Genomic DNA, 23,803 nt, shown 5'->3' with positions numbered 1-23,803 from the left:
AGCCCCTCCTTGGGCAGGGGAGGGCGCCCACAGGAAGCGGCACCGGCCGCCGGAGCAGGCGTCAACCCGGCACACGCCGCCGGGGCGCCCCTCACGCCCGCGCGAGCCGGTCCTCCGCCGCGCGCCAGGCCGCCGGGTCGCCCTGCGGCTCGTACCGCACCAGCGGCTGCGTGCGGGCGACGAGCCGGCGCATCGAGGCCCGGTCGCCCACCACACCGTGCGTGCGGGCCTGGACCAGGACGTTGCCCAGGGCCGCCGCCTCCGCGGGGCCCGCCACCACCGGCAGCCCGCAGGCGTCGGCGGTGAGCCGACACAGCAGGGCGTTGCGGGTACCGCCCCCGACGATGTGGACGACGTCCACCGGGTGGTCCGCCAGCGCCTGGGCCTCGGCGACGGCCCGCCGGTGGGCGAGGGCGAGGGAGTCGAGGATGCAGCGGGTGACCTCGGCGGGGGAGGAGGGCACCGGCTGCCCCGACTCCCGGCACGCCGTGGCGATCCGCTCCGGCATCCGGCCGGGCGCGAGGAACGCCGAGTCCCCCGCGTCCACGACCGACCGCAGCGCCGGCACCCCGGCGGCGGCCCGCAGCAGCCCCCCGAGATCCGGGTCCCCCCAGTCCCGTACGCACTCCTGCAGCAGCCACAGGCCCATGATGTTCCGCAGATACCGGACCGTGCCGTCGAGTCCCAGCTCATTGGTGAAATTGGCGGCCCGGCTCTCCTCGGTCAGCACCGGCGCGTCCAGCTCCAGCCCGGCCAGCGACCAGGTGCCGGTGCAGATGTACGCGAACCGCTCACCGGTGGCGGGTACGGCCGCGACCGCCGAGGCGGTGTCGTGGGACCCCACGGTCGTCACCGGCACCGGCCCGGTCAGCCCCGTCTCCTCCAGCACCCGCGGCAGCAGCAGCCCCGCCGGGTCGCCCGGCCGCCGCAGCGGCGCGAACAGCTCCAGGTCGACCCCGAGCCGCTCCGCCACGCCGTACGCCCAGTCACGGGTGCGCGGATCGATCAGCTGGGTCGTGGACGCGTTCGTCAGCTCCGTGCCCAACTCGCCCGTGAGCCAGTACGACAGCAGGTCCGGGATCAGCAGCAGCCGCCTCGCGTACGCCAGCTGTGCCGAGGACCTGGCGGCGACCAGCTGGTACAGCGTGTTGAACGGCGCGTACTGCAACCCGGTGGCCGCGTACAGCTCGGCGGCGGGCACGGTGGCCCACACCTTCTCGGCGACGCCGTCGGTGCGGGTGTCCCGGTAGTGGGCCGGGTTGCCGAGGAGGGCCCCGTCGGCGTCGAGCAGGCCGTAGTCGACGGCCCAGCTGTCGATGCCGACGGAGTCGACCCGTCCGGCCGCCTTCAGCCCGTCGAGGACCCCCGCGTACAGGGCGAGCACGTCCCAGCGCAACCCCTCGGGCGTCCGCACCGGCCGGTTGGGGAACCGGTGCGCCTCGACCAGCTCCAGCGAGTCCCGGTTCGCCCGGCCGACCATGACCCGCCCGCTGGACGCGCCGAGGTCGACCGCGGCGTACGACTTCACCGCCGTGCTCATCGCAGGAACGCGGCGGCGACGCCGGCGTCGACCGGGACGTGCAGCCCGGTGGTGTGCGTCAGCTCGCCGCCGGTCAACGCGAACACCGCGTTGGCGACATGCTCCGGCAGCACCTCCCGCTTGAGGATGGTCCGCTGGGCGTAGAACTCGCCGAGCTTCTCCTCCTCGATGCCGTACGTCGCCGCCCGCTGGGCGCCCCAGCCGCCGGCGAAGATGCCGGACCCGCGCACCACACCGTCCGGGTTGACGCCGTTGACGCGGATGCCGTGCTCGCCCAACTCGGCGGCGAGCAGCCGCACCTGGTGAGCCTGGTCGGCCTTGGTGGCGGAGTACGCGACGTTGTTGGGGCCGGCGAACACGGCGTTCTTGGAGGCGATGTAGACGATGTCACCGCCCAGCTTCTGCGCGATCATCACCCGCGCCGCCTCGCGCGACACCAGGAACGAACCGCGGGCCATGATGTCGTGCTGGAGGTCCCAGTCCTCGGCGGAGGTCTCCAGCAGCGGCTTGGAGATCGAGATTCCGGCGTTGTTGACGACGAGGTCGACCCCGCCGAAGGCGAGCACGGCCGCCTTGAAGGCCCCGGCGATCTGCTCCTCGTCGGTCACGTCGACCGTCACGGCGACGGCCTTGTCGGTCCCGCCCAGCTCCTCGGCCACCGCGGCGGCGTTCTCGCCGTTCAGATCGGCGACGACGACACACGCACCCTCCGCGACCAGCCGGTGCGCGATCGCCCTGCCGATCCCGCTGCCCGCGCCCGTCACCAGCGCCACCCGCGTGGCCAGCGGCTTCGGCTTCGGCATCCGCTGGAGCTTGGCCTCCTCAAGGGCCCAGTACTCGATGCGGAACTTCTCCGAATCCTCGATGGGCGCGTACGTGGAGACCGCCTCGGCGCCCCGCATCACGTTGATCGCGTTGACGTAGAACTCTCCGGCCACCCGCGCCGTCTGCTTGTCCTTGCCGAAGCTGAACATGCCCACGCCCGGGATCAGCACGATCGCCGGGTCGGCGCCGCGCATCGCGGGGGAGTCGGGCTCGGCGTGCCGCCGGTAGTAGGCGGCGTACCCCTCGCGGTACCCGGCGTGCAGCTCCTTCAGCCGGGCGATCACCGTGTCCAGGCCCGCGGCCGGGGGCAGGTCCAGCACGAGCGGGCGGACCTTCGTACGGAGGAAGTGGTCCGGGCACGAGGTGCCCAGCGCGGCGAGCCGCGGGTGCTCCGCGCGCGCCAGGAAGTCGAGGACGACGTCGGAGTCGGTGAAGTGCCCGACCTGCGGCTTGTCCTGCGAGGCGAGGGCCCGGACGTGCGGCGCCAGCGCGGCGGCCCGTTCCCGGCGAGCACCGGGCTCCAGGGCCTCGTACCCCTCGACGACCGGCCCGAACGGCTCGGCCTTCCCCCTCTCCTCAAGGAACGCCTCGGCGGTGCGGATGATGTGGAGCGAGTTCCGCTCGCACTCCTCGGCGGTGTCGCCCCAGGCGGTGATGCCGTGCCCCCCGAGCACACAGCCGACGGCCCCCGGGTTGTCCCGCTTCACGGTGGCGATGTCCAGCCCCAGCTGGAAGCCGGGCCGCCGCCACGGCACCCACACCACGCTGTCCCCGAAACACTCGGCGGTCAGCTTCTCCCCGTCGGCCGCGCAGGCCAGCGCGATCCCGGAGTCCGGGTGCAGATGGTCCACGTGGGCGGCGTCCACGAGCCCGTGCATGGCCGTGTCGATCGACGGGGCGGCCCCGCCCTTGCCGTGCAGGCAGTAGTCGAACGCGGCGACCATCTCGTCCTCGCGCTCCACCCCCGGGTACACGTCGACGAGCGCCCGCATCCGGTCCAGCCGCAGCACGGCCAGCCCCGCCTCGGTGAGCGTCCCGAGGTCGCCCCCGGACCCCTTCACCCACATCAGCTCCACGTCGCCCCCGGTGACGGGATCGGTGTCGGTCCCCTTGGCGGACGTGTTGCCACCGGCGTAGTTGGTGTTCCGGGGATCGGCACCGAGCCGCCGGGACCGGGCGAGCAGAGCTGCGGCTGCGGGATGGGTTGCCATGTGCGATCAATCCTTACGGTTAGATGGGTACGGGGTACGGGGTTCAGCTCGGGCCTCGGTGGTGCGTCGCCGGGTGCGGGTGAGTGGGGGGCTTCTCGCGCAGTTCCCCGCGCCCCTGAAAAGCAGGGGCTGCGCCCCGTGCTTCTCAGGCCCGCAGGGCCTGGGCCTTCAGGGGCGCGGGGAACTGCGCGACCAGCCACGAACGGCCCGCGGTCCGCAACGAACAAGAACAGGCAGACGAGACGCGGCATCGGCTCCAGCGCAGCGCGGCGGTCACGCCCCCCAACCCGCCTGTTCTCCCCCCACCCGCTCCTCGACGATCTTCGACGCCCACCCGGACGCGCGGTACGCCTTCAGCGGGTCGGGGTCCAGCCCCATCTCCTCCCGCACCTCACGCAGCAGCGGCCGCACATCCGTGTTGTACGCGTCCATCAGCACGGCGTTGGCCTCCAGCACGTCCCCGGCCCGCTGAGCGGAGCGCAGCGCCTCCCGGTCCACCAGCAGCGCCTTCGCCGTGGCCTCCTGGACGTTCATCACCGACCGGATGATCGCCGGGATCTTCGCCTCGATGTTGTGGCACTGGTCGAGCATGAACGCGACCTCGGGAGTGAACCCACCCCCGCGCACCACCTCGTACATGATCCGGAACAGCTGGAAGGGGTCGGCCGCGCCGACCATCAGGTCGTCGTCGGCGTAGAACCGGGAGTTGAAGTCGAACGCGCCGAGCTTCCCCTCCCGCAGCAGCGTCGCCACGATGAACTCGATGTTGGTGCCGGGCGCGTGGTGCCCGGTGTCGACGACGACCCGCGCCTTCGGCCCGAGCTTCAGGCAGTGGGCGTAGGCGGTGCCCCAGTCCGGGACGTCGGTCGTGTAGAACGCCGGCTCGAAGAACTTGTACTCCAGCAGCATCCGCTGCTCGTCCCCGAGCCGCTCATACACCTCGGCCAGCCCCTCGGCCAGCCGGTCCTGCCGCTCACGCACATCGTCCTGACCGGGGTAGTTCGTGCCGTCCGCGAACCACAGCTTCAGATCGCGGGACCCGGTGGCGTCCATGATGTCGACGCACTCCAGCAGATGGTCGACGGCCTTGCGGCGGATCGCCGCGTCCGGGTGGCAGATGCTGCCCAGCCTGTAGTCGTCGTCCTGGAAGGTGTTGGAGTTGATCGCGCCGAGCCGCACGCCCCGCTGCTGGGCGTGCTCGGCGAGGGCCGCGTAGTCGTCGACCTTGTCCCAGGGGATGTGCAGGGCCACCGTGGGAGCCACGCCCGTGAACTCGTGCACCTTTCCGGCGTCGTCGAGCTTCTCCCAGGGGTTGCGGGGCACGCCCGCCTGCGCGAAGACCTTGAAACGGGTTCCGGAGTTTCCGTACGCCCACGACGGCGTCTCGACGGCCTGTGTCCTGAGGGCGGCCTTCACCGCGGCGAGCTCGGTCACGTCAGGGCTCCTACCGGCTTTGATGTCTGAAACGATTCAGCACGGGAAACTATGAGTGGCTCGTCCGACTGTCAACCCCCCAGGTCAAGACCGTTGCCCGTGGCCCTTTCGTGACCTCTTCCGTCGAAAGATTTTCGACTGGAACCCATTGACGTGACCTGCGTGGGGTGCCTAACGTCCCGGCAACCTAGTTGAAACCTTTCACGACGCGGTGAGGGCTCGACCCTCCGCCACCGGCGTCGTCGAGGAGTCCCCATGACAGACCGGTCCGACACGGGTCCGGCCCCCGTTCTCGCGCTGAAGGGCATCTCCAAGTCCTTCGGCGCCGTACGCGCCCTGCGGGACGTGTCCCTGGAACTGTTCCCGGGCGAGGTGCACGCACTCGCCGGTGAGAACGGAGCGGGCAAGTCGACCCTGATCAAGACGCTCGCCGGGGTGCACCGACCGGACTCCGGTCAGGTGCTCCTCGACGGAGTGCCCACGGTGTTCCACGGTCCGGCCGACGCCCGCGACGCGGGCATCGCCGTGATCTACCAGGAGCCTACGCTCTTCCCCGACCTGTCGATCGCCGAGAACCTCTTCATGGGCCGCCGGCCCCGGCGTGCCCTCGGCCGGATCGACCACAAGGCCACCCATGCGGCGACCCTCGCCCTGATGCGGCGGCTCGGCGTCGAACTCGACCCCGACCGCCCGGCACGCGGCCTGTCCATCGCCGACCAGCAGATCGTCGAGATCGCCAAGGCGCTCTCCTTCGAGGCCCGCGTCCTGATCATGGACGAGCCGACGGCGGCCCTCACCGGCAGCGAGGTCGCCCGCCTCTTCGGCGTCGTCCGCGCCCTGCGCGAGCAGGGCTCCGCCGTCCTGTTCATCTCCCACCGCCTGGAGGAGATCTTCCAGATCTGTCGGCGGGTCACCACCCTGCGCGACGGCGCCTGGATCTCCAGCGAACCCGTCGACGGCATGACCGAGGACGACCTGGTGCGCCGCATGGTGGGCCGCGACCTGGAGGAGCTGTACCCCAAGCAGGAGGTCGAGCCCGGAGAGGTCGCCCTGAGCGTGCGCCGGCTGACCCGTGAGGGCGTCTTCACCGATGTCTCCTTCGACGTCCGCCGCGGCGAGATCGTCGGCCTGGCCGGCCTCGTCGGCGCGGGCCGCACCGAGGTGGCCCGGGCCGTCTTCGGCGTCGACCGCTGGGACGCGGGCGAGGTCGCCGTCGACGGGAAGCCCCTCACCAACGGGGCGCCCTCCGCCGCCATGTCCGCCGGGCTCGCCCTGGTCCCCGAGGACCGTCGAGCCCAGGGCCTGGTGATGGACATGTCCATCGAGCGCAACATCGGTCTCACCGGCCTCCGCACGACCGTGAAGGCCGGCCTGGTGGACCGCGGCGCCGAACGCAGCCGCTCCCTCGACTGGGCGGTCAAACTCCAGGTGAAGTACGCCCGCCTCGCGGACACCGTCAACACGCTGTCCGGCGGCAACCAGCAGAAGGTCGTGCTCGCCAAGTGGCTCGCCACGGGCCCGAAGGTGCTGATCGTCGACGAGCCGACCCGCGGCATCGACGTCGGCACCAAGGCCGAGGTGCACCGCCTCCTCAGCCGGCTCGCCGCCGACGGTGTGGCGGTCCTGATGATCTCCTCCGACCTGCCCGAGATCCTCGGCATGGCCGACCGCGTGCTCGTGATGCACGAGGGCCGGCTCACCGCCGAGATCCCTCGCTCCGAAGCCACCGAGGAAACCGTGATGGCCGCGGCCACCGGGAGGGCAGCCGCATGACGGTGACCGCCCCCGAGAACACCCCCGTCGCCGAGGTGCCGAGGTCCAGCGGCGCCCGGCTCGTGGACCGCGTCTTCAAGATGCGTGAACTCGCCATCCTGGTGGTCTTCGCGGCGATGATCGTCGTCACCCAGCTCGGCAACAGCGAGTTCCTCACCGAGCAGGGCATCAAGGACCTGCTGCTCAACGCGACCATCCTGGTGCTGGTCGCCGTCGGCCAGTCCCTGGTCGTCATCACGCGCAACGTCGACCTGTCGGTCGGCTCCACGCTCGGCATCAGCGCCTTCGCCGCCGGCACCTGTCTCCAGGGCGGCGGGAACGCGGTCGTGGCCGTGCTCCTGGCGGTCCTGACGGGCATCGGCTTCGGCCTGCTCAACGGACTGCTCGTCAGCCTCGGCCAGGTGCCCGCCCTCGTCGTCACCCTCGGCACCCTCTACATCATCCGCGGCATCGACTCGATCTGGGTCGGCTCCCGGCAGATCGTCGCCTCCGGCCTGCCGGACGGGTTCATCGACTTCGGCTCCGGCGGCATCCTCGCGGTGCCCTACCTCGCCCTGATCGCGTTCGTGGTCCTGGTGGCGACGGCCTACTACCTGAAGCACTTCGTCAGCGGCCGCGAGCTGTACGCGCTCGGCTCCAACCCCGAGGCCGCCCGCCTCGCCGGCATCCCCGTCCGCAAGCGGATCCTGGTCGCCTACACCTTCTGCGGGGCCCTCGCCGGTCTCGCGGGCGCCCTCTACCTGGCCCGCTTCGGCAACGTCGACTCCGGCACGGGCACCGGCTACGAACTGACCGTCGTCAGCGCGGTCGTGGTCGGCGGTGTCGTCTTCACCGGCGGCTCCGGCAGCGTCTACGGTGCCGCGCTCGGTGCCCTGCTGCTGACGTCCATCAACAGCGTGCTGCCCGCCCTCGGCGTCAGCTCGGTGTGGGTGCTCGCCATCAACGGCGTCCTGCTCATCCTCGCCATCGCCGTGGACCGCGTGGTCGCGCTGCGGGTGGCGACCGCCCTGAAGAAGAGGAACGCCCGCCATGGCTGACACCACGTCCTCGCGCGTGAGCCGCTGGTCCGCCCTGAAGCGGTGGGACTCCACCGTCGGCGCCCTCCTGATCGTCGTGCTCCTGCTGTCCTTCTCCACCGTCGACGGCTTCGGCAACGCGCTCAACCTGTCCTTCCTGATCGGCAACACGCTGCCGATCGCGCTGATCGCCCTGCCGATGACCCTGCTCGTGGTGTCCGGCGAGATCGACCTGTCCGTCGCCTCCACGGCCGGCCTGTCCGGCGCGGTCATGGGCGCCCTGTGGAACCAGGGCATGACCATCGAGACGATCATCCCGATCTGTCTGGCCCTCGGCGTGGTCTGCGGACTGATCAACGGCCTGCTGGTCACCCGGCTCGGCCTGTCCTCCCTCGCCGTCACCATCGGTACCCTCGCCGCCTACCGGGGCGTCGCGCAGATCGTGCTCGGCTCCGACGCGGTCACCGACTTCCCCGCGCAGTACCTCGACTTCGCGGCCGGCCGCATCGGTGACAGCTTCGTCCCGCAGGCCCTCGTCCCCTTCCTGGTCCTGCTCGTCATCGCCGTGATCGCCCTGCACGCCACCCCGTTCGGGCGGTCCCTGTTCGCGATCGGCGCCAGCGAGGAGGCCGCGCGCTTCACCGGCATCCGCGTCAGGCGCCAGAAGCTGATCCTCTTCACCGTCACCGGTCTGATGGCCTCCCTCACCGGGATCTTCTGGGCCCTGCACTACGCCAGCGCCCGCTACGACAACGCCACCGGACTCGAACTGTCCGTCATCGCGGCCGTACTCCTCGGCGGCATCGACTTCGACGGCGGCAAGGGCGCCCTCGGCGGCGCGATCGCCGGCGTGTTCCTCCTCGGCACCCTCCAGAACGTGATGAGCCTGCGGGACGTCTCCGCCCAGTCGCAGATCCTCGTCACCGGTGTCCTGCTCGTCCTCTCCGTGCTCGGCCCCCGGGTCGCACGCCAGATCTCCGTCGCGAGGGCCGGCCGCGGCGCGGCCTCAGCCCCGGTTCCCAAGGCGCCCACTCCAGCCTCCTGACGGCTACCCCCTGGGCCCCCACCGCCGATTCCGCACCCGCGTACCCGCCCGTCCCTCCGTATCCAAGGAATCCTCATGCGCAAGACAACCCTCCGTCGCTCCTGTGCGGCGCTCGCGGCCGTCACCTCCTTCGCCCTGGCGGCCACCGCCTGCGGCGGCACCACCAAGGAGGACGTCAAGAACGACGCCGCCTCGGCGAGCGCGACCGGCAAGGCCGACCCGAACGCCGAGCTGAAGAAGGGCCTGACGGTCGGCTTCCTGCCCAAGCAGGTCAACAACCCATACTTCACCTCCGCCGACAAGGGCGGCGAGACGGCCCTCAAGGAGCTGGGCTCCAGCTACAAGGAGGTCGGCCCCTCCAGCGCCACCGACACCTCCGGCCAGGTGAACTACGTCAACACCCTCACCCAGCAGCAGGTCGACGCCATGGCCGTCTCCGCGCAGGACCCGGGCGCCCTGTGCACCGCCCTCAAGCAGGCCATGACCAACGACATCAAGGTCGTCACCTACGACTCCGACACCAAGCCCGAGTGCCGCAACGCCTTCGTCTCGCAGGCCAGCGCGGAGGACCTGGGCCGCACCGAGGTCCAGCTGCTCGCCGAACAGATCGGCTACAAGGGCGAGATCGCGATCCTGTCGGCCGCGCAGACCGCGACCAACCAGAACACCTGGATCGAGTTCATGAAGGACGAACTCAAGGACCCTAAGTACAAGGACATCAAGCTCGTCAAGGTCGCCTACGGCGACGACGACGCCCAGAAGTCCTTCCAGCAGACCCAGGGCCTGCTCCAGGAGTATCCGAAGCTGAAGGGGATCATCTCCCCGACCACGGTCGGCATCAAGGCAGCCGCCCAGTACCTGTCGGGCTCCAAGTACAAGGGCAAGGTGAAGCTGACCGGCCTCGGCACCCCCAACGACATGCGCAAGTACGTCAAGGACGGCACCGTCGAGGGCTTCGAGCTGTGGGACCCGGCGAAGCTCGGCGAACTGGCCGCCCGTACCGCGGTCGCGCTGGTCTCCGGCCAGATCACCGGCAAGGAGGGCGAGACCTTCACCGCCGGCGACATGGGCGAGTACACCATCGGCAAGGACGGTGTGATCAACCTCGGCAAGCCCACCGTCTTCACCAAGGAGAACATCGACAAGTTCGACTTCTGATCCCGGCAGCCGAGTCGACGCCACCCCCCTCACCCCCTGGAGCGGTATCTCATGCAGCGCGTCTGCTTTCTGCTCAAGGTCCGCGAGGACCGGATCGACGAGTACCGCGAGCGGCACGCCGCCGTGTGGCCGGAGATGCTCGAAGCGCTCTCGGCCACCGGCTGGCACAACTACTCCCTCTTCCTGCGCGACGACGGCCTCCTCGTCGGCTACCTGGAGACCGACGACTTCCGGGCCGCCCTCGCCGGCATGGAGGCCACCGAGGTCAACGCCCGCTGGCAGAAGGAGATGGGACCCTTCTTCGAGTCCCTCGACGGCGCCCGCCCCGACGAGGCCATGAAGCCCCTCACCGAGGTGTTCCACCTGGCCTGAACCCCCGGCTCACCCCGCCGCTCCCGTCACCCCTCCCCCCTTTCGCACGACAACGGAGTCCCCGGAGATGAAGAGACGTACCGCGCTCGGCGCCGCCCTCGCAGGCGCCGTGGTGGCCCCCGCCCTCGGCGCCACCACCGCCCGCGCCGCCGACCCGGGCCCCTCGGTCCGCCAGACCGGCACCACCCTGCTGGACAGCCAGGCCATCTACTTCGTCTCGTACGACGGGCTGGTCAACAACAACGCGTTCCAGAAGAACGGCCTCCTGACCTACAAGGGCCACCAGTACGCCGTCTGGTACACCGCCGACCGCAACGCCGTCGTCGGCCGCCGCGCCGTCGGCTCCGGCACCTGGTCCACCGTCAAGGTCGGCCACACGCTGCGCTACAACGACTCCCACAACGTCATCTCCATGGGTGTCTCCAAGGTCGACGGCCGTCTGCACCTCAACATGGACTCCCACAGCGACGGCTTCACCTACGTCAAGTCGGTCGCCGGTCTGCTGGACAACCCGGCGGGCCTGAGCTGGACCGCGAGCCGCTTCGGCGCCCCCCGGTCGACCCTCGACGGGCTCGCCCTCACCTCGCAGTTCACCTATCCGCAGTTCGTCTCGACGCCCGAGGGCAAGCTCCAGCTCAGCTACCGCGCCGGCGTCTCCGGCAACGGCCGCAACGCCCTCGCCGAGTACGACGGCTCGTCCTGGACGAACCTGGGCGAGTGGAGCGGCTCCACCGGCACCTACACCAGCGAGCACGGCTCCTCCACCGCCCGCAACATGTACCTGCACGGCATCGACTACGACCGGAACGGCCGGCTGCACTCCTTCTTCACCTGGCGCGAGCAGAACGGCGCCGTGATGTGCAACGGCGGCGGCATCACCAACCACGACACCGGCTACGTCTACTCCGACGACCGCGGCCGCACCTGGCGCAACAACGCGGGCACCGTCGTCGGCACCACCGGCGGCTCCGACAAGGTCGCCGTCACCGACTCCGGCCTGGTGGTGGACCCCCTCAACCCGGACCACTCGCTGATGAACCAGGAGAGCCAGTTCACCGACTCCGCCGGCCGCCCGCACGCGATCATCAGCTATGTCCCCGGCCGCTTCGGCCAGTGCACGACGAACTACGTCGCCGACCGCACCGCGGGCGGCCGGGCCTTCCACGTCCGCAGGAACGCCTCCGGCACCTGGCAGAAGACCGAGATCCCCGTACCCCTCGGCTCCAGCCAGCGCACCAAGCTCGCCCTCGACAAGTACGACAACGCGTACGCGGTCCTGCCCTTCGGCCGGATATGGGGAGCGTCCGCCGCCTCCGGGTACACCGACTGGAAGTCGCTGTTCGACCCCAGCGGTCTCAACGCCTTCGGCGAGGTCGTCATCGACGAGACCCGTATCGCACAGGACAATGTCCTGTCCGTGATGTACCAGGTGAAGTCCAGCGGAACCACGCCGTCGGCGCTCCGCGTCATCGACTTCGCCCTCCCCGCCTGAATCCTGGGCGAGGGGAGCGTTCCCGCACCTGACCGGGCCATTCCTGTGGTGACCCGACGGTAATGTGAACGTGTGCCCGCCGCTCCGCACCTTCCTGGAGGTCCCCGCCCCATGGCCCAGTCGGTGGGTATCAAGGACGTCGCCGCCGCCGCCGGAGTCTCCGTCGGCACGGTGTCGAACGTCATCAACCGGCCGGACTCGGTGGCCTCCGGGACCCGGGCCCGGGTGCTCGCCGCGATCGACCGCCTCGGCTACGTCCGCAGCGAGTCGGCGCGCCAGCTGCGAGCCGGGCGGAGCCGGATCATGGGACTGCTCGTGCTCGACATGGGCAACCCCTTCTTCGTCGACGTCGCGCGCGGCGCCGAGCGGGCCGCGCGCGACGCCGGGCTCGGCGTGATGGTCTGCAACAGCGCCCAGAGCGCGAGCGAGGAGTCCGAGTACCTGTCGCTCTTCGCCGAGCAGCGCGTCCGGGGCGTCCTGCTGACGCCCGCCGACGCCACCGGACGGAACATCGAGGCGTTCCGCCGCCACGGCATCCCCTTCGTCCTCGTCGACCGTGTCGCCGAGGGCACCACCGAGTGCTCGGTCTCCGTCGACGACGTCGCGGGCGGCGCGCTCGCCGTACGGCACCTGGTGGACGCGGGCCACCGCTCCCTCGCCTACGTCAGCGGCCCCTCGGGCCTCAACCAGGTCCGCGACCGCCGCACCGGCGCCCTGAAGGCGCTGGAGGAGGCGGGCCTCGGCCCGGACTCCCTGCGGGAACTGCCGACCGAGCGCCTCGACGTGGCCGCCGGGCGGGACGCGGGCGCCCGCCTCCTCGGCCTCGCGGAACGTCCGACCGCCGTGTTCTGCGCCAATGACCTGCTGGCCCTCGGCGTCCTGCAGGCCATGTACGCGGCCGGGGTCAGCGTCCCCGACGACCTCGCCATCGTCGGCTACGACGACATCGAGTTCGCCGCCGCGGCCGCCGTCCCCCTCACCTCCGTGCGCCAGCCCGCCGGCACCATGGGCGCCCTCGCCGCCGAGCTGCTCCTGGAGGAGACCGAGGCCGACACCGCGCCGACCCCGCACGAGCACCGGCGGGTCGTCCTCCAGCCGGAGTTGGTGGTGCGCCGCTCCAGCCTCTCGGCGCGCTGACCGGCCGTTCAGCCGACGGGGCGCCGTCACCGCCGCCCGGACTGACCGGGAAATCAGCAACCCGGCACGGGACAGAGCGGGATCTTCTTGATCCACGGGCTCGGCGGAGCGGAGAATCTGTGCTGGACTGGATCACGGCCTGGAATCCGTCCGCGCAAGGAGCCCCGTTGTCCGTCAGCTACCGGCAGCCCGGTGTCGTCCTCACCGACCGCCGCTTCAGCGTCCCCCTCGACCACCACGACCCGGCGGGGGAGCGGATCGAGCTGTACGGGCGTGAGGTCGTCGCGGGCGACAAGGCCGGCCAGGACCTGCCCTGGCTGCTCTATCTCCAGGGCGGCCCCGGCTTCGGCGCCAACCGCTTCGTCGGCCGCCAGGCATGGCTGGACCGGGCCCTGAAGGAGTACCGGGTCCTGCTCCTCGACCAGCGCGGCACCGGCGCCTCCACCCCGGCCAACCGCCAGACCCTCCCGTTGCGCGGCGGCCCCGCCGAGCAGGCCGACTACCTCGCCCGCTTCCGCGCCGACTCCATCGTCCGCGACTGCGAGGCCATCCGCCGAGAGGTCACCGGCGGCGCCCCCTGGACCGTCCTCGGCCAGAGCTTCGGCGGCTTCTGCGCGGTCACCTATCTGTCCTTCGCCCCCGAGGGGCTGAGCACCGCCCTCATCACCGGCGGACTGCCCTCCCTCGACGCGACCGCCGACGATGTCTACCACGCCGCCTACCCGCGCATCGAACGCAAGGTCGCCGCCCACTACGCCCGCTACCCGCAGGACGTCGAGCGGGCCCGCCGGATCGCCGAGCACCTGCTCCAGCACGACGTGGTCCTGCCGAACGGCTACCGGTTCACCGTCGAGGCGTTCCAGTCGCTCGGCATCATGCTCGGCCGCTCCGACGGCAGCCACCGGCTGCACTTCCTGCTGGAGGACGCCTTCGTGCGCACCCCGCGGGGACCCGCCCTCTCCGACGCCTTCCAGGAGGAGGTCCAGGGGCTCCTGTCGTACGCAGGCCACCCGCTGTACGCCCTCCTCCACGAGGCGATCTACGGCCAGGACCCGGGCCCCACCGACTGGGCCGCGGAGCGGGTGCGGGTGCGGTTCCCGCAGTTCGACGCCGCCAAGACGTTGACCGGTGACGGCCCGCTGCTGTTCACGGGGGAGTCCGTGCACCCCTGGATGTTCGAGAACGACCCCGCCCTGCGCCCACTGCGCGAGACGGCCGAGGACCTGGCGCGGGAGCGGGGCTGGGCACCTCTGTACGACCCGGACCGGCTCGCCGTCAACGAGGTGCCGGTCGCCGCCGCGATCTACCACGACGACATGTACGTCGACACGGCCCACTCGCTTCAGACGGCACGGGCCGTCCGGGGCCTGCGCACCTGGGTGACCGACGAGTTCGAACACGACGGCGTACGGGCCGGTGGGCCGCGGGTCCTGGACCGGCTGCTGGCGCTGGCGCGCGACGAGGAGTGACGATGGCCGACGCACCGACCGACCGGCTCCTGCCGCTGCCCGACGACTGGCGGCGCGCCCTCGCCGTGGTGGCCCACCCGGACGACCTCGAGTACGGCTGCGCGGCGGCGATCGCCGCCTGGACCGACGCCGGACGCGAGGTGGCGTACGTCCTGGCCACCCGCGGCGAGGCGGGCATCGACACCCTGGAGCCCGCGCGGTGCGGCCCGCTGCGCGAGCGGGAGCAGCGGGCCGGCGCGGCCGTCGTGGGTGTCTCGGCGGTGGAGTTCCTCGACCACCGGGACGGTGTCATCGAGTACGGCACCGCCCTGCGCCGGGACATCGCCGCCGCGATCCGCCGACACCGCCCCGAACTCGTGATCACCCTGAACCACCGCGACACCTGGGGCGGCACCGTCTGGAACACGCCCGACCACGTCGCGGTGGGCCGCGCCACCCTGGACGCCGCCGGCGACGCCGGGAACCGCTGGATCTTCCCCGAACTCGTCGAGCGGGGCCTGGAGCCGTGGGACGGCGTCCGCTGGGTGGCCGTCGCCGGCTCCCCGCACCCCACCCACGCCGTCGACGCGACCCCCGGCCTCGACCGCGCCGTGGCCTCCCTCCTCGAACACCGCACCTACCTGGAGACGTTGACCGACCAGGACCCCGAGACCTACGCCCGGGACTTCCTCACCGGCCACGCCCGGGCGGCGGGCGAACGCTTCGGCGGGACTCCGGCCGTGGCCTTCGAGGTGTTCCCCCGCTGAAGCGGCGCGCCCGGCCCCGGGCCGCCGTCGTTAGGGTGATCCCCATGGAACGACCATCCCTGCGCGCCGACTGCGGCAACTGCTTCGGGCTGTGCTGTGTGGCGCTGCCCTTCGCCGCCTCGGCGGACTTCGCCGTCGACAAGGCCGCGGGCAAGCCCTGCGGGAACCTCCGCGACGACTTCCGGTGCGGCATCCACACCCGGCTGCGGGACGAGGGCTTCACCGGCTGCACCGTCTACGACTGCTTCGGCGCCGGACAGAAGGTCTCCCAGGTCACCTTCGGCGGCCGGGACTGGCGCTCGGGCGGCCGTGAGCACGCCCGGCGGATGTTCGACGTGTTCCCGGTCGTCCGGCATCTGCACGAACTCCTCTGGTACCTGACCGAGGCCCTGACACTGCCCGCCGCCCGCCCGGCCCACGCGGAGGTCCGCCGGGCGCTCGACGAGACCGAGCGGCTGACCCGGCGCACCGCCGAGGAACTGGCGGAGCTCGATGTCGCCGCGCACCGGCAGCGCGTCAACGAGGTGCTGCTGAAGGTCAGCGACCTCGTGCGGGCGGGCGCGGGACGCGCGAAGAACCGCCGGGGAGCCGACCTGATGGGCGCGCGTCTCAAGGGCGCCGACCTCCGGAAGGCCAATCTGCGCGGCGCCTATCTGATAGCCGCCGACCTGACCGGCGCCGATCTGCGGGGCGCCGACCTCATCGGTGCGGACCTGCGCGACACGGACCTCACCGACGCCGACCTGACCGGCGCGTTCTTCCTCACCCAGCCGCAGATCAACGCGGCCCGGGGCAGCGCCGCCACCCGGCTCCCGGCGTCAGTCACCCGCCCCGGTCACTGGGCAGCGTGACGGGACGCACCCGCCCGCGAGCCCGTGACGTGCGACCCCTCGACCCCGTCTTCGGCGCCCGCGCCCGGCGCGGTGTCCACGGCCTCGGGCCGGTACCCCGGGCGCCGCTCCAGGCGTACCCGAAGTCCTTCCGGCATCAGTGTCAGCCGCTCGGTGACCCTCAGCCGGTACGCCGGGTCCGGCCGCAACTCGTAACGGCGCAGCAGCAGTCCCAGCACCAGCGTGGCCTCGTGCAGCGCGAACTGGCGGCCGATGCAGGCCCGTGCCCCCGTGCCGAACGGCTTGTAGGTGTGCGGGGGCCGCGCGCGGACGGCCGCCGCGTCGAAGCGGTCCGGGTCGAACGTCTCGGCGTCGGCGCCCCACACCTCCGGATCCCGGTGCAGCATCGTCGTCAGCACCAGCGCCCAGCCGCCGCGCCGCACCGGATGGGCACCGCCGAGCACGGTGTCCTCCAGGGCCTCCCGCGAGTAGGCGGGCGCCGTCGGCCACAGCCGCAGCGTCTCGTCGAGCACCCGGCGTACGTAGCGCAGCTTGGCGACCTGGTCGTAGCCGGGCCTGGGCGTGTCGCCCCACACCCGGTCCACCTCGGCGCGGGCGCGCGCGGCGAGTTCGGGGTGCAGGGCGAGGTAGTGCAGGGCGAACGACAGGGCGCCCGAGGTGGTCTCGTGCCCGGCGATCAGGAAGGTGAGGACCTGGCGGCGCACGTTCGTGGCGGCCAGCCGTTCCCCGGTCTCCGGGTGCGCGGTCTCCAGCATCCGGTCGAGCAGGTCCCCGGCGCCGTCGTTCCCGCCGCCGACCCCGGACGAACGGCGTGCGCGCACCACCGCGTCCACCGTGTCGTTGAGGAACGCCATGTCCACGGCGTTCTGCCGGGAGGCGGCCCGCAGCAGCAGCGGCGCCAGCGGGTCGGGGACGACATTGCGGCGCTGGGCGTAGGCGAGGACGCCGACCATCGCGGAGACGAAGGGGTGCGGGCGGTCCCGTTCGAAGGAGCCGAAGTCATGGCCGAAGCCGGTCCTGGCGATCGTCTCCAGGGTCAGCTTGGTCATGTCGCCGGGCACGTCCACGGGCCGACCGGCCGCACCCGCCCGGTCCCAGTGGTCCATCAGCCGTTCGGTGACGTCGAGCATCATCGGGTGGTACCCGGCCATGGCCTCCCGGCTGAAGCCCGGCGCCAGGACGTCGTGGGCGAGCTGCCAGTTGGGCTCGTCGTTGTACGCCGTGAACAGCCCGTCCCCGGCGACCGGCCGCAGATTGGCGACCCCCAGCCCGACGTGCTTGGCGAACCGTGACTCATCCGCCATGTCGGCCGCGAGAGCCGCGCCACCCACGAAGACGATCTCCTTGCCGAACGCCTTCCGCCGGAAGATCGGCCCGAGCCGCCGGCCGAGCCGCATGGAGTCCTGCACCGGCGTACGGGGGTTGGAGCCGAGGGCGTCGCCGATCAGGGGCAGCCGGTGCGGCGGATGCGGTATCCGGTGGAGCTCGGGCCAGCTCAGCTCCGCGCTGCGGAAACCCCTGGCGGCCGTGGTCCCCGTCGTCGCCGTCATGGCACCGTCTCCCTCGTGCGCAGGCCCTGTCGAAGCTGTTGTACTCGGGTTCAATAACGCGCTCAGTCTCGACCTGTTGTTGAACTCACGTCAAGTAAGGTGACGCCATGGCAGCCAAGCAGGGGGAGCGTCCGCGCCGCCGGCTCAGCACCGCCGAGCGGCGGGAGCAGCTCCTCGATGTCGGGGCCCGGCTGTTCTCGGAGAGTCCGTATGACGACGTGTGGATCGAGCAGGTCGCCGAGATCGCCGGCGTCTCGCGGGGGTTGCTCTACCACTACTTCCCGAACAAGCGGGAGTTCTTCGCGGCCGTCGTGGAGTGCGAGAGCGAGCGGATGCTGCGCACGATGACCCCGGCGCCGGGGCGCTCGGCCCGCGAGCGGCTCACCAACGGGCTCGACGTCTTCCTCGCGTACGTCGACGAGCATCCCCACGGCTTCCGGGCCTTCCATCGTGCCGACGCCACCGGTGACCAGGTCGTGCGCCGGGTCTACCAGCGGGCGCTCGCCGCCCAGGAGGCGCAGATCCTCCAGGCGCTCGCCGCGGACGCGGAGTTCGGGGCGGCGCTGGACGGGCGGCCCGGTACCCGGCTCGCCGTGCGCGGGTGGCTGTCGTTCACCACGGCCGTCTGCCTTGAGTGGCTCCGGGGCTCGGAGCTGTCGCGGCGGCAGGTGCGGGACCTGTGTGTGCGGGCGCTGTTCGGGGTGCTCGCTCCCTGAGCTGAGGACCACGTCCTGCCGGATCGGCGGGCGTGGTTGGCGTACGCCCGGATCTTCGATAAGTTAGGCAAGGCTTACCTAAGGGAGGTTTGGGATGGGTGACCGTCACACCTGGACGGCCGCGCCCGCCGCGGCGGAGCGTGCCCGCTCGGTGCTCGCGGCGGCGTGGTCCTGCGCGGTGACCGCCGAGGGCGGCCGCGAGGAGTTCGTCGGCGCGCACACCGTCACCGAGGACGGCCGGGTGATCCTGCGCGTCCCCGAGGACAGCACGCTCATGGCCGCCGCGATCTGCGCGCCGCGCGGCGAGCCGTCCGCCGTGCTGGAGTTCGCCGACGTCGCGCCCGTCCCGGTGCGGGGCCGCATCCGGGCCCGGCTGTGGCTCGCCGGCTGGTTCGCGCCCAATGACGGCGACCTGGAGTTCCGGCCCACCAGGATCGTGCTGCGCGAGCCGTCCGGCGCCGTCGTCGTCGACCTCGACGACTTCGCCGCCGCGGCACCCGACCCGCTGGCCACGGCCGAGCCGAGGCTGCTGACCCACCTCGCCGACGCCCACCCCGACGCCGTCGAGCGGCTCACCCGGCTCGTCCCCCACGACAGCCTGCACGGCGCCGTACGCGTCCAGCCGCTCGCCGTCGACCGCCACGGCCTCACCCTGCGCGTCGAACGGGCCCGCACCGACGGCGACGTGCGCCTGACGTTCCACAAACCCGCCGACGACATGGCGCAGCTCACCGAACGCATGCACGTCCTGCTGTCCCAGGCGAGCGCCGCCTCCTGCCCCCGCGCCCTACAGCGGCAGCGCGCAGACGGCGACGGGTGACGCGAACGGCTCACCCGCCCGCCGCAGTTCACCGGAGTCCGGATCGACCCGGAAGACACTGACCGCGCTCGACCGCTGGAGCGCGGCGAACAGCAGACCGCCGTCGGGGGAGAGGGCGATCTGACGGGGGAACTCCCCACCCACCGGCACCGTGTCCAGCAGCCGCAGCCGGGCACCCCCCGCCTCGACCGCGTAGCGCGTCAGACTGTCGTGCCCCCGGTTGGCGAGATACGCGTACGCGCCGTCCGGCGTCACCACCAGCTGCGCCGGATAGTTCGTGCCCGACCCCGTCCCCGTGGACCGGGGCCCGCCCGGTGTGAGCCGGCCGCTGTCCGGGTCGTAGGCGCAGACCACCACCGTGTCGTCGACCTCGTTTGCGAGGTACGCGTACCGGCCGCCCGGATGGAACGTGAGGTGCCGGGGCCCCGCGCCCGGCCGGGTCCGCGCCCGGGAGACCTCGCTCAGCGTGCCGCGCTTCTCGTCGAGCCGGTACGTGTACACCGTGTCGGTGCCCAGATCGACGGCGAGGACATGACCGCCGTCGGGGCTCGTGACGACCTGGTGCGCGTGCGGCCCCTGCTGCCCCGGACCGGGCGCCGGGCTGCTGTGCACGACCAGGTCCGTACGCTCACCGAGGGCGCCCGAGGGCTCGACGGGGTGCACGGCGACACTGCCCGTGCCGTAGTTCGCGCTGAGCAGCCACCGTCCGCCGGGGTGCACCGAGAGATGGCAGGGGGCCTCGCCGCCACTGCTCCGGGTGGAGAGGACCTTCCGGTCGGACAGCCGTACCGCGGTCACCCCGCCCTCGGGGCGCTCGTTCACCGTGTACAGCGTCCGGCCGTCCGGGTGGACCGCGAGATACGACGGGTCACCCACACCGTCGATCGTCCCCCGGCCCGTGATCCGGCCGCTGCGGGCGTCGTACACCGCCACGCCGACACCGGTGCCGCCGCCCTCCTCCGAGGTGTACGTACCGAGGAACAACGGCCTCGGGCCGGTGGGCGTGGGGGACACCGAGGGGGAACCGGCCTCCGCAGCCGGGACGCTCGCCGACGGCGCGGACGACGACGGCCCGGACGACGACGGTGACGACGAGGAGCCGGTGGTCCCCTCGGACCCGGAGCACCCCGCCAGGGACGCCGGTACGGCCGTCGCCGCCAGCATGCCCAGCACCCGGCGCCTGCTCCAGGCGCCGGGCTCCCGCCCCGCCTCACTCGTCATCCGTCGCACCCCAGGTCTCGCTCGTCCCGTCCGAACCCACCTTGACGGCTCCGAGCGGCCCGAGGCAAAACGTGGACGGCGGACGCCGCGTGCCAAGCGACGTCCGCCGCCGAGAACTCCGACGAGCACGAGCCCTGCTCGCCCCAGCACGAGACCCACCTGCCCCGACCGGCCCCCACCTGCCCCGACCGGCCAGGGCCGGCCAGGGCCGGCCAGGGCCGGCGCGAGCCGAGGTCCGGGCCGGGTCCGAGCCCCGGCCCCGAGGCAGGTCCGAGCCCGGCTCGGCCCCCTCTTTGTCCGGTCCCGACCTTCGCCCTTGCCCCCCGCCCGGCTCACGCCCGCGCGGGTCGACCCGCCAGAACAGGCGCCGTCGGGGTGTTACCAGTCGCCGTCCTGGATCGGCCTGCCCGGGGCGTCGCCGAGGGGCTTGATCTGGCCAGGGGCGGGCGGCTGCCAGGGGTCGAGGTCGGTGCCGAGCCAGTCGCCGACCGGCTTGACCGCGCCGAGCGCGTCGGCGGGCTCGACGTCGACCCCGTCCTGGTCGTAGTAGTCGAACCAGGGGCCCGCGTTCGTGTAGGCAGCGCGGTCCACCGGCGACGGCGGCGGGGCCTCACCGGTGATCCGGCGCCACTCGGGCGGGGTGACGAGGTGCACGAAGACCCGGCCGGCCGGCCGCTCCGCCCAGCTGCCGCGCGGCCAGGTGTCCTGGTAGACCTCCTGGCGCATCGAACCGCCGACACCGAGTCCCATCGCGGCCGGGGCCCGCGGTGGCACCGCCGCACGGGCCGCCGGCGCGGCACCCGGCGCCGCGAACGCCATCGGGCTGCCGCCCGGCGCCGACGGTGGCAAGGGCGCGCCGCCCGGCGCCGGCGGAGGCAGGGGCGCGCCACCGGGCGGCGCGGCCATGGGGGCGGGCATCGGGGCGGCGCCCGGCGGCGGCATCGGTACCGGGCCGCCGTAACCGCCGACCGGGCCGAAGTTCCGCTCCCGCGCGGCCCGCTGCCGCTCCGCCTCCCGCCAGACGGCGAGCTGGGTGTCGTTCAGCGGGAACGACTGCAACTGCACCCCGCCGAACACCTCCTCGCCGGTGACCTGTCCCTCGACCGTCGCGCCGAGCCCCAGCGGGACGGCGACGAACTGGCGGACCGTGCCCTTCCCGGAGTTGATGCCGTCGAGCCACGGCTGACGCGGCAGCACCACGTAGTTCTGCGGTTTCCGGCTGAGCCGGTTGCTCCACGGCTCACCCGACACCGCGCACACCTTGCCGACGCCGACCTGGAGCGCGGCCGGCTCCAGGGAACCGCCGAAGTGCAGCCACATCGCCTCGCGGAGATACACGGGGAGCATCACCCCGCCACGCGCCCGCATCTCCTCGGGGGCCGTGTGCGGATAGTCCTCGACCCGGCGGATCGGGAAGTCGCCCAGACCGGGCGGAAGCTGGTGCGTGCCCGTCTCGGGCAGGCGCAGCGTGCGGATGAAGCGCACCCGCACACCACCCGGCAGGTGAAGTGTCGTCCCGTCGATCCGCACGGTGCCGTCGGCCATTCCGTACGCTCCCCTCGTCATCGCGTCGTGCCTTGTGACTTAGTACGTCCGACGGGGCCGGAGCGGTTCCGCCGGGAGGGCAGCGCGGTGCGCAGGCGCTCGCTCAGGCCGGTGAGGCGCGGGGAGCGCTCGCGCTGCTCGCGGGTGCAGCGGTCGAGTTCCTCCAGCAGCCGCTGGGAGCGGTGCTGGGTGTCCAGCTCGTCCAGTATGCGGTTGACCTCGGTCAGCACGGCGCCGTACAGCTGCCACTCGCTCGGGTCGCGACGGACGTCCTCCAGCAGCAGTTGCGCGAGTTTGTCGCGGGTCGAGGCGGCCGTCGACAGCTCGGCGGCGAGGCGGTCCTCCGCGGACTCGGCGCTGCGGCTGACGTCGGTGGTGACGAGGACCGCGAAGCTGACCACCGCGTCGCCGATCTCGCCGAGCAGCCGTTCGAGGGTCGCCCCCACCTCGGGGGAGAACAGCGGGCTGGGCTCCCGTTCGCGGGCCAGGTCGGTGAGGGTGCGGGCCAGCACGCGCAGCACCACCGTGCAGATCTCCAGCGTGTCGAGGCCGGTGCGCAGCACGACCCGGTGCAGCAGTCCTTCCCGGACCCGCGGATTGAGCTTCAGGCTGTCCTCGGCCTGCCTGAGGGCCGCGTCGACCTCGACGATGTCGAAGTCGAGCTCACGGGCCTCGTGCAGCCGGGCCGCCGCCACCTCGAAGGCGGGGCGGCCGGCGGCCTCCTCACCGACGCGGTTCATCAGCCGCCGCATACGACGGGCCAGGTCCTCGATGGACTCGCCGGCCGCCTCCACCCACACCGGGGGAGCCAGCAGCAGATTGAAGGCGAGTCCGACGACGGCGCCGATCAGTGTCTCCAGGACCCGGGTCCACGCCGTGTCCCCGACGCTGGTCACCCCGAGCACCAGCATCGCGCTGATCGCCACCTCGGGTACGTACTCGCTGACCCGGACCAGATGGCCGACGGCCAGTGAGGCGAGGATGAGCAGGGCGAGGCTCCACCAGGTCAGGCCGACGACCGCGCTGAAGCCGATGGCGACGAGGACACCGGCGACCACCGAGTTCACCCGGCGGATGCCGTTGGTGAGCGTGGCGTAGAGGGTGACCTGGACGACGAGGAGCGCGGTCAGTGGTGCCGTCAGCGGCGCCGGTGACGTGCTGAACCAGACCGCCACCGCGTAGGCGACCGATGCGGCCGCGGCCGACCGCACGGACTGCACGACCACCGGATCCTGTCGCCACTGGGACACCTTTGTGTGCATCAGGGCCCTTACGCCACGTACGTCTCGCATCCTTGCGCTGTTCCCCTTGCCGGTACACCGAACTCCTGACCGAGGACCCTAATCACCAAAACGATTCGGCAGGAGGATCAGGCGTAGAGCTTGTCCAGGAAGGCGCTCAGGTGGCCGACCGTCCGGGCGATCTGCTCCTCCGTGGTGAGGCTCTCCTCGAATCGGCTGCCCGTGTCGAGGGCCTTCTTGCCGCGCACGTAGAGGGAACAGGCCAGGTCGGCGCACATGTACACCCCTACCGAGTTGCCTTCCCGACCGGCCGCGCCCGCCTTGCGGGCCGTCATCAGTGAGACCCCGCTGCCCCGGTGCGTGGTCAGGCACAGGGAACACATGCTGCGGTGCAGGAAGCCGCGCTGGGCGGAGGGGAACCGCAGGGTGACCCCCACGGGCCGACCGTCGCGTTCGGTGACGAGATAGCTGCGGTCGGGCGCGCCGGGATCCCGCCAGCCGAGGAAGTCCAGGTCGTCCCAGGGGCGTTCGTCCAGGTCGCGGGGGAGGGAGATGCGCTTCGCCTCGCCCTTGGAGCAGTTGATGAACGAGCTGCGGATCTCCTGCTCGGTGAGCGGCTTCATGGCGGTCCTCCGGAAGGG

20 protein-coding genes are annotated in these 23,803 nt (G+C 72.1%); 12 read left to right on the top strand and 8 right to left on the bottom strand.

Annotation, left to right across the window (positions count from 1 at the left end):
• Positions 1–91: 91 nt before the first annotated feature.
• From ACZ4Z3_RS28300 to rhaI, 3 genes are all read right to left on the bottom strand, one after another.
• A complete protein-coding gene (locus ACZ4Z3_RS28300; RefSeq protein WP_468503665.1) occupies positions 92–1,540 on the bottom strand; it encodes a rhamnulokinase in 1,449 nt (482 codons plus the stop codon).
• Positions 1,537–3,576: a bifunctional aldolase/short-chain dehydrogenase gene (locus ACZ4Z3_RS28295; RefSeq protein ID WP_468503664.1), complete on the bottom strand. Its 2,040-nt coding sequence runs from the start codon at positions 3,574–3,576 to the stop codon at positions 1,537–1,539. The genes ACZ4Z3_RS28300 and ACZ4Z3_RS28295 overlap by 4 nt, the downstream gene beginning before the upstream one ends.
• 273 nt (positions 3,577–3,849) lie before the next feature.
• On the bottom strand, positions 3,850–5,010 hold the full coding sequence (rhaI, locus tag ACZ4Z3_RS28290) for an L-rhamnose isomerase (RefSeq protein ID WP_468503663.1): 1,161 nt from the start codon (positions 5,008–5,010) through the stop codon (positions 3,850–3,852).
• Positions 5,011–5,265: 255 nt separating this feature from the next.
• On the opposite strand from rhaI, the gene ACZ4Z3_RS28285 reads away from it, so the two are divergent.
• The 10 genes from ACZ4Z3_RS28285 to ACZ4Z3_RS28240 all read left to right on the top strand — a co-directional run bounded on the left by ACZ4Z3_RS28285 (position 5,266) and on the right by ACZ4Z3_RS28240 (position 16,069).
• The gene (locus ACZ4Z3_RS28285) at positions 5,266–6,783 is read left to right on the top strand and encodes a sugar ABC transporter ATP-binding protein (RefSeq protein ID WP_468503662.1); all 1,518 of its coding nucleotides are present in this window, start codon (positions 5,266–5,268) and stop codon (positions 6,781–6,783) included.
• Positions 6,780–7,820 carry an ABC transporter permease gene (locus tag ACZ4Z3_RS28280; RefSeq protein ID WP_468503661.1) on the top strand — a complete coding sequence of 347 codons (1,041 nt, stop codon included), beginning with the start codon at positions 6,780–6,782 and terminating at the stop codon, positions 7,818–7,820. The genes ACZ4Z3_RS28285 and ACZ4Z3_RS28280 overlap by 4 nt, the downstream gene beginning before the upstream one ends.
• Positions 7,813–8,844, top strand: a complete 1,032-nt coding sequence (locus tag ACZ4Z3_RS28275; protein WP_468503660.1) for an ABC transporter permease — start codon at positions 7,813–7,815, stop codon at positions 8,842–8,844. Before ACZ4Z3_RS28280 ends, ACZ4Z3_RS28275 begins: the two co-directional genes overlap by 8 nt.
• 75 nt (positions 8,845–8,919) lie before the next feature.
• Complete coding sequence (rhaS, locus tag ACZ4Z3_RS28270; RefSeq protein WP_468503659.1) at positions 8,920–10,002, top strand: rhamnose ABC transporter substrate-binding protein; 1,083 nt, start codon at positions 8,920–8,922, stop codon at positions 10,000–10,002.
• A gap of 51 nt (positions 10,003–10,053) precedes the next feature.
• The gene (locus ACZ4Z3_RS28265; RefSeq protein ID WP_468503658.1) at positions 10,054–10,374 is read left to right on the top strand and encodes an L-rhamnose mutarotase; all 321 of its coding nucleotides are present in this window, start codon (positions 10,054–10,056) and stop codon (positions 10,372–10,374) included.
• Between the two features lie 67 nt (positions 10,375–10,441).
• Positions 10,442–11,866, top strand: coding sequence for a BNR repeat-containing protein (locus ACZ4Z3_RS28260; protein ID WP_468503657.1), 1,425 nt, complete (start codon positions 10,442–10,444; stop codon positions 11,864–11,866).
• A gap of 111 nt (positions 11,867–11,977) precedes the next feature.
• On the top strand, positions 11,978–13,003 hold the full coding sequence (locus ACZ4Z3_RS28255; protein WP_468503656.1) for a LacI family DNA-binding transcriptional regulator: 1,026 nt from the start codon (positions 11,978–11,980) through the stop codon (positions 13,001–13,003).
• A gap of 167 nt (positions 13,004–13,170) precedes the next feature.
• Entirely contained in the window at positions 13,171–14,472 is a 1,302-nt protein-coding gene (locus ACZ4Z3_RS28250) for an alpha/beta fold hydrolase (protein WP_468503655.1), read from the top strand.
• A gap of 2 nt (positions 14,473–14,474) precedes the next feature.
• Entirely contained in the window at positions 14,475–15,218 is a 744-nt protein-coding gene (locus tag ACZ4Z3_RS28245) for a PIG-L deacetylase family protein (RefSeq protein ID WP_468503654.1), read from the top strand.
• Between the two features lie 44 nt (positions 15,219–15,262).
• A complete protein-coding gene (locus ACZ4Z3_RS28240) occupies positions 15,263–16,069 on the top strand; it encodes a pentapeptide repeat-containing protein (protein WP_468503653.1) in 807 nt (268 codons plus the stop codon).
• Here the strand turns inward: ACZ4Z3_RS28240 and ACZ4Z3_RS28235 are convergent.
• Positions 16,054–17,619, bottom strand: a complete 1,566-nt coding sequence (locus ACZ4Z3_RS28235) for a cytochrome P450 (protein WP_468503652.1) — start codon at positions 17,617–17,619, stop codon at positions 16,054–16,056. The two genes, ACZ4Z3_RS28240 and ACZ4Z3_RS28235, sit on opposite strands and share 16 nt — an antisense overlap.
• 107 nt (positions 17,620–17,726) lie before the next feature.
• On the opposite strand from ACZ4Z3_RS28235, the gene ACZ4Z3_RS28230 reads away from it, so the two are divergent.
• Together ACZ4Z3_RS28230 and ACZ4Z3_RS28225 are read left to right on the top strand one after the other, a co-directional pair.
• The gene (locus tag ACZ4Z3_RS28230; protein WP_468503651.1) at positions 17,727–18,335 is read left to right on the top strand and encodes a TetR/AcrR family transcriptional regulator; all 609 of its coding nucleotides are present in this window, start codon (positions 17,727–17,729) and stop codon (positions 18,333–18,335) included.
• A gap of 94 nt (positions 18,336–18,429) precedes the next feature.
• Positions 18,430–19,155, top strand: a complete 726-nt coding sequence (locus ACZ4Z3_RS28225) for a DUF2470 domain-containing protein (protein WP_468503650.1) — start codon at positions 18,430–18,432, stop codon at positions 19,153–19,155.
• Here ACZ4Z3_RS28225 and ACZ4Z3_RS28220 read toward each other — a convergent pair.
• From ACZ4Z3_RS28220 to ACZ4Z3_RS28205, 4 genes are all read right to left on the bottom strand, one after another.
• Positions 19,123–20,376: a lactonase family protein gene (locus ACZ4Z3_RS28220; RefSeq protein ID WP_468503649.1), complete on the bottom strand. Its 1,254-nt coding sequence runs from the start codon at positions 20,374–20,376 to the stop codon at positions 19,123–19,125. The two genes, ACZ4Z3_RS28225 and ACZ4Z3_RS28220, sit on opposite strands and share 33 nt — an antisense overlap.
• A gap of 378 nt (positions 20,377–20,754) precedes the next feature.
• A complete protein-coding gene (locus ACZ4Z3_RS28215; RefSeq protein WP_468503648.1) occupies positions 20,755–21,921 on the bottom strand; it encodes a hypothetical protein in 1,167 nt (388 codons plus the stop codon).
• 17 nt (positions 21,922–21,938) lie between these two features.
• Positions 21,939–23,213: an FUSC family protein gene (locus ACZ4Z3_RS28210; protein WP_468503647.1), complete on the bottom strand. Its 1,275-nt coding sequence runs from the start codon at positions 23,211–23,213 to the stop codon at positions 21,939–21,941.
• A gap of 77 nt (positions 23,214–23,290) precedes the next feature.
• On the bottom strand, positions 23,291–23,785 hold the full coding sequence (locus ACZ4Z3_RS28205; RefSeq protein WP_468503646.1) for an FBP domain-containing protein: 495 nt from the start codon (positions 23,783–23,785) through the stop codon (positions 23,291–23,293).
• Positions 23,786–23,803 lie beyond the last annotated feature (18 nt).

This window comes from Streptomyces sp. NPDC030296, from assembly GCF_055572815.1.
Note: the sequence above shows the minus strand (reverse complement) of the source record. Positions and strands in the feature narration are given on the sequence as shown.

Bases quoted from the DNA above. Each gene is read 5' to 3' on its own strand.
- rhaS (WP_468503659.1), top strand. From the start codon at position 8,920: ATGCGCAAGACAACCCTCCGTCGCTCCTGTGCGGCGCTCGCGGCCGTC.
- ACZ4Z3_RS28280 (WP_468503661.1), top strand. From the start codon at position 6,780: ATGACGGTGACCGCCCCCGAGAACACCCCCGTCGCCGAGGTGCCGAGG.
- ACZ4Z3_RS28245 (WP_468503654.1), top strand. From the start codon at position 14,475: ATGGCCGACGCACCGACCGACCGGCTCCTGCCGCTGCCCGACGACTGG.
- ACZ4Z3_RS28260 (WP_468503657.1), top strand. From the start codon at position 10,442: ATGAAGAGACGTACCGCGCTCGGCGCCGCCCTCGCAGGCGCCGTGGTG.
- ACZ4Z3_RS28205 (WP_468503646.1), bottom strand. From the start codon at position 23,785: ATGAAGCCGCTCACCGAGCAGGAGATCCGCAGCTCGTTCATCAACTGC.
- ACZ4Z3_RS28295 (WP_468503664.1), bottom strand. From the start codon at position 3,576: ATGGCAACCCATCCCGCAGCCGCAGCTCTGCTCGCCCGGTCCCGGCGG.
- ACZ4Z3_RS28220 (WP_468503649.1), bottom strand. From the start codon at position 20,376: ATGACGAGTGAGGCGGGGCGGGAGCCCGGCGCCTGGAGCAGGCGCCGG.
- ACZ4Z3_RS28240 (WP_468503653.1), top strand. From the start codon at position 15,263: ATGGAACGACCATCCCTGCGCGCCGACTGCGGCAACTGCTTCGGGCTG.
- ACZ4Z3_RS28300 (WP_468503665.1), bottom strand. From the start codon at position 1,540: ATGAGCACGGCGGTGAAGTCGTACGCCGCGGTCGACCTCGGCGCGTCC.
- ACZ4Z3_RS28215 (WP_468503648.1), bottom strand. From the start codon at position 21,921: ATGGCCGACGGCACCGTGCGGATCGACGGGACGACACTTCACCTGCCG.
- ACZ4Z3_RS28230 (WP_468503651.1), top strand. From the start codon at position 17,727: ATGGCAGCCAAGCAGGGGGAGCGTCCGCGCCGCCGGCTCAGCACCGCC.
- ACZ4Z3_RS28285 (WP_468503662.1), top strand. From the start codon at position 5,266: ATGACAGACCGGTCCGACACGGGTCCGGCCCCCGTTCTCGCGCTGAAG.
- ACZ4Z3_RS28275 (WP_468503660.1), top strand. From the start codon at position 7,813: ATGGCTGACACCACGTCCTCGCGCGTGAGCCGCTGGTCCGCCCTGAAG.
- ACZ4Z3_RS28265 (WP_468503658.1), top strand. From the start codon at position 10,054: ATGCAGCGCGTCTGCTTTCTGCTCAAGGTCCGCGAGGACCGGATCGAC.
- ACZ4Z3_RS28255 (WP_468503656.1), top strand. From the start codon at position 11,978: ATGGCCCAGTCGGTGGGTATCAAGGACGTCGCCGCCGCCGCCGGAGTC.
- ACZ4Z3_RS28210 (WP_468503647.1), bottom strand. From the start codon at position 23,213: ATGCGAGACGTACGTGGCGTAAGGGCCCTGATGCACACAAAGGTGTCC.
- ACZ4Z3_RS28225 (WP_468503650.1), top strand. From the start codon at position 18,430: ATGGGTGACCGTCACACCTGGACGGCCGCGCCCGCCGCGGCGGAGCGT.
- ACZ4Z3_RS28235 (WP_468503652.1), bottom strand. From the start codon at position 17,619: ATGACGGCGACGACGGGGACCACGGCCGCCAGGGGTTTCCGCAGCGCG.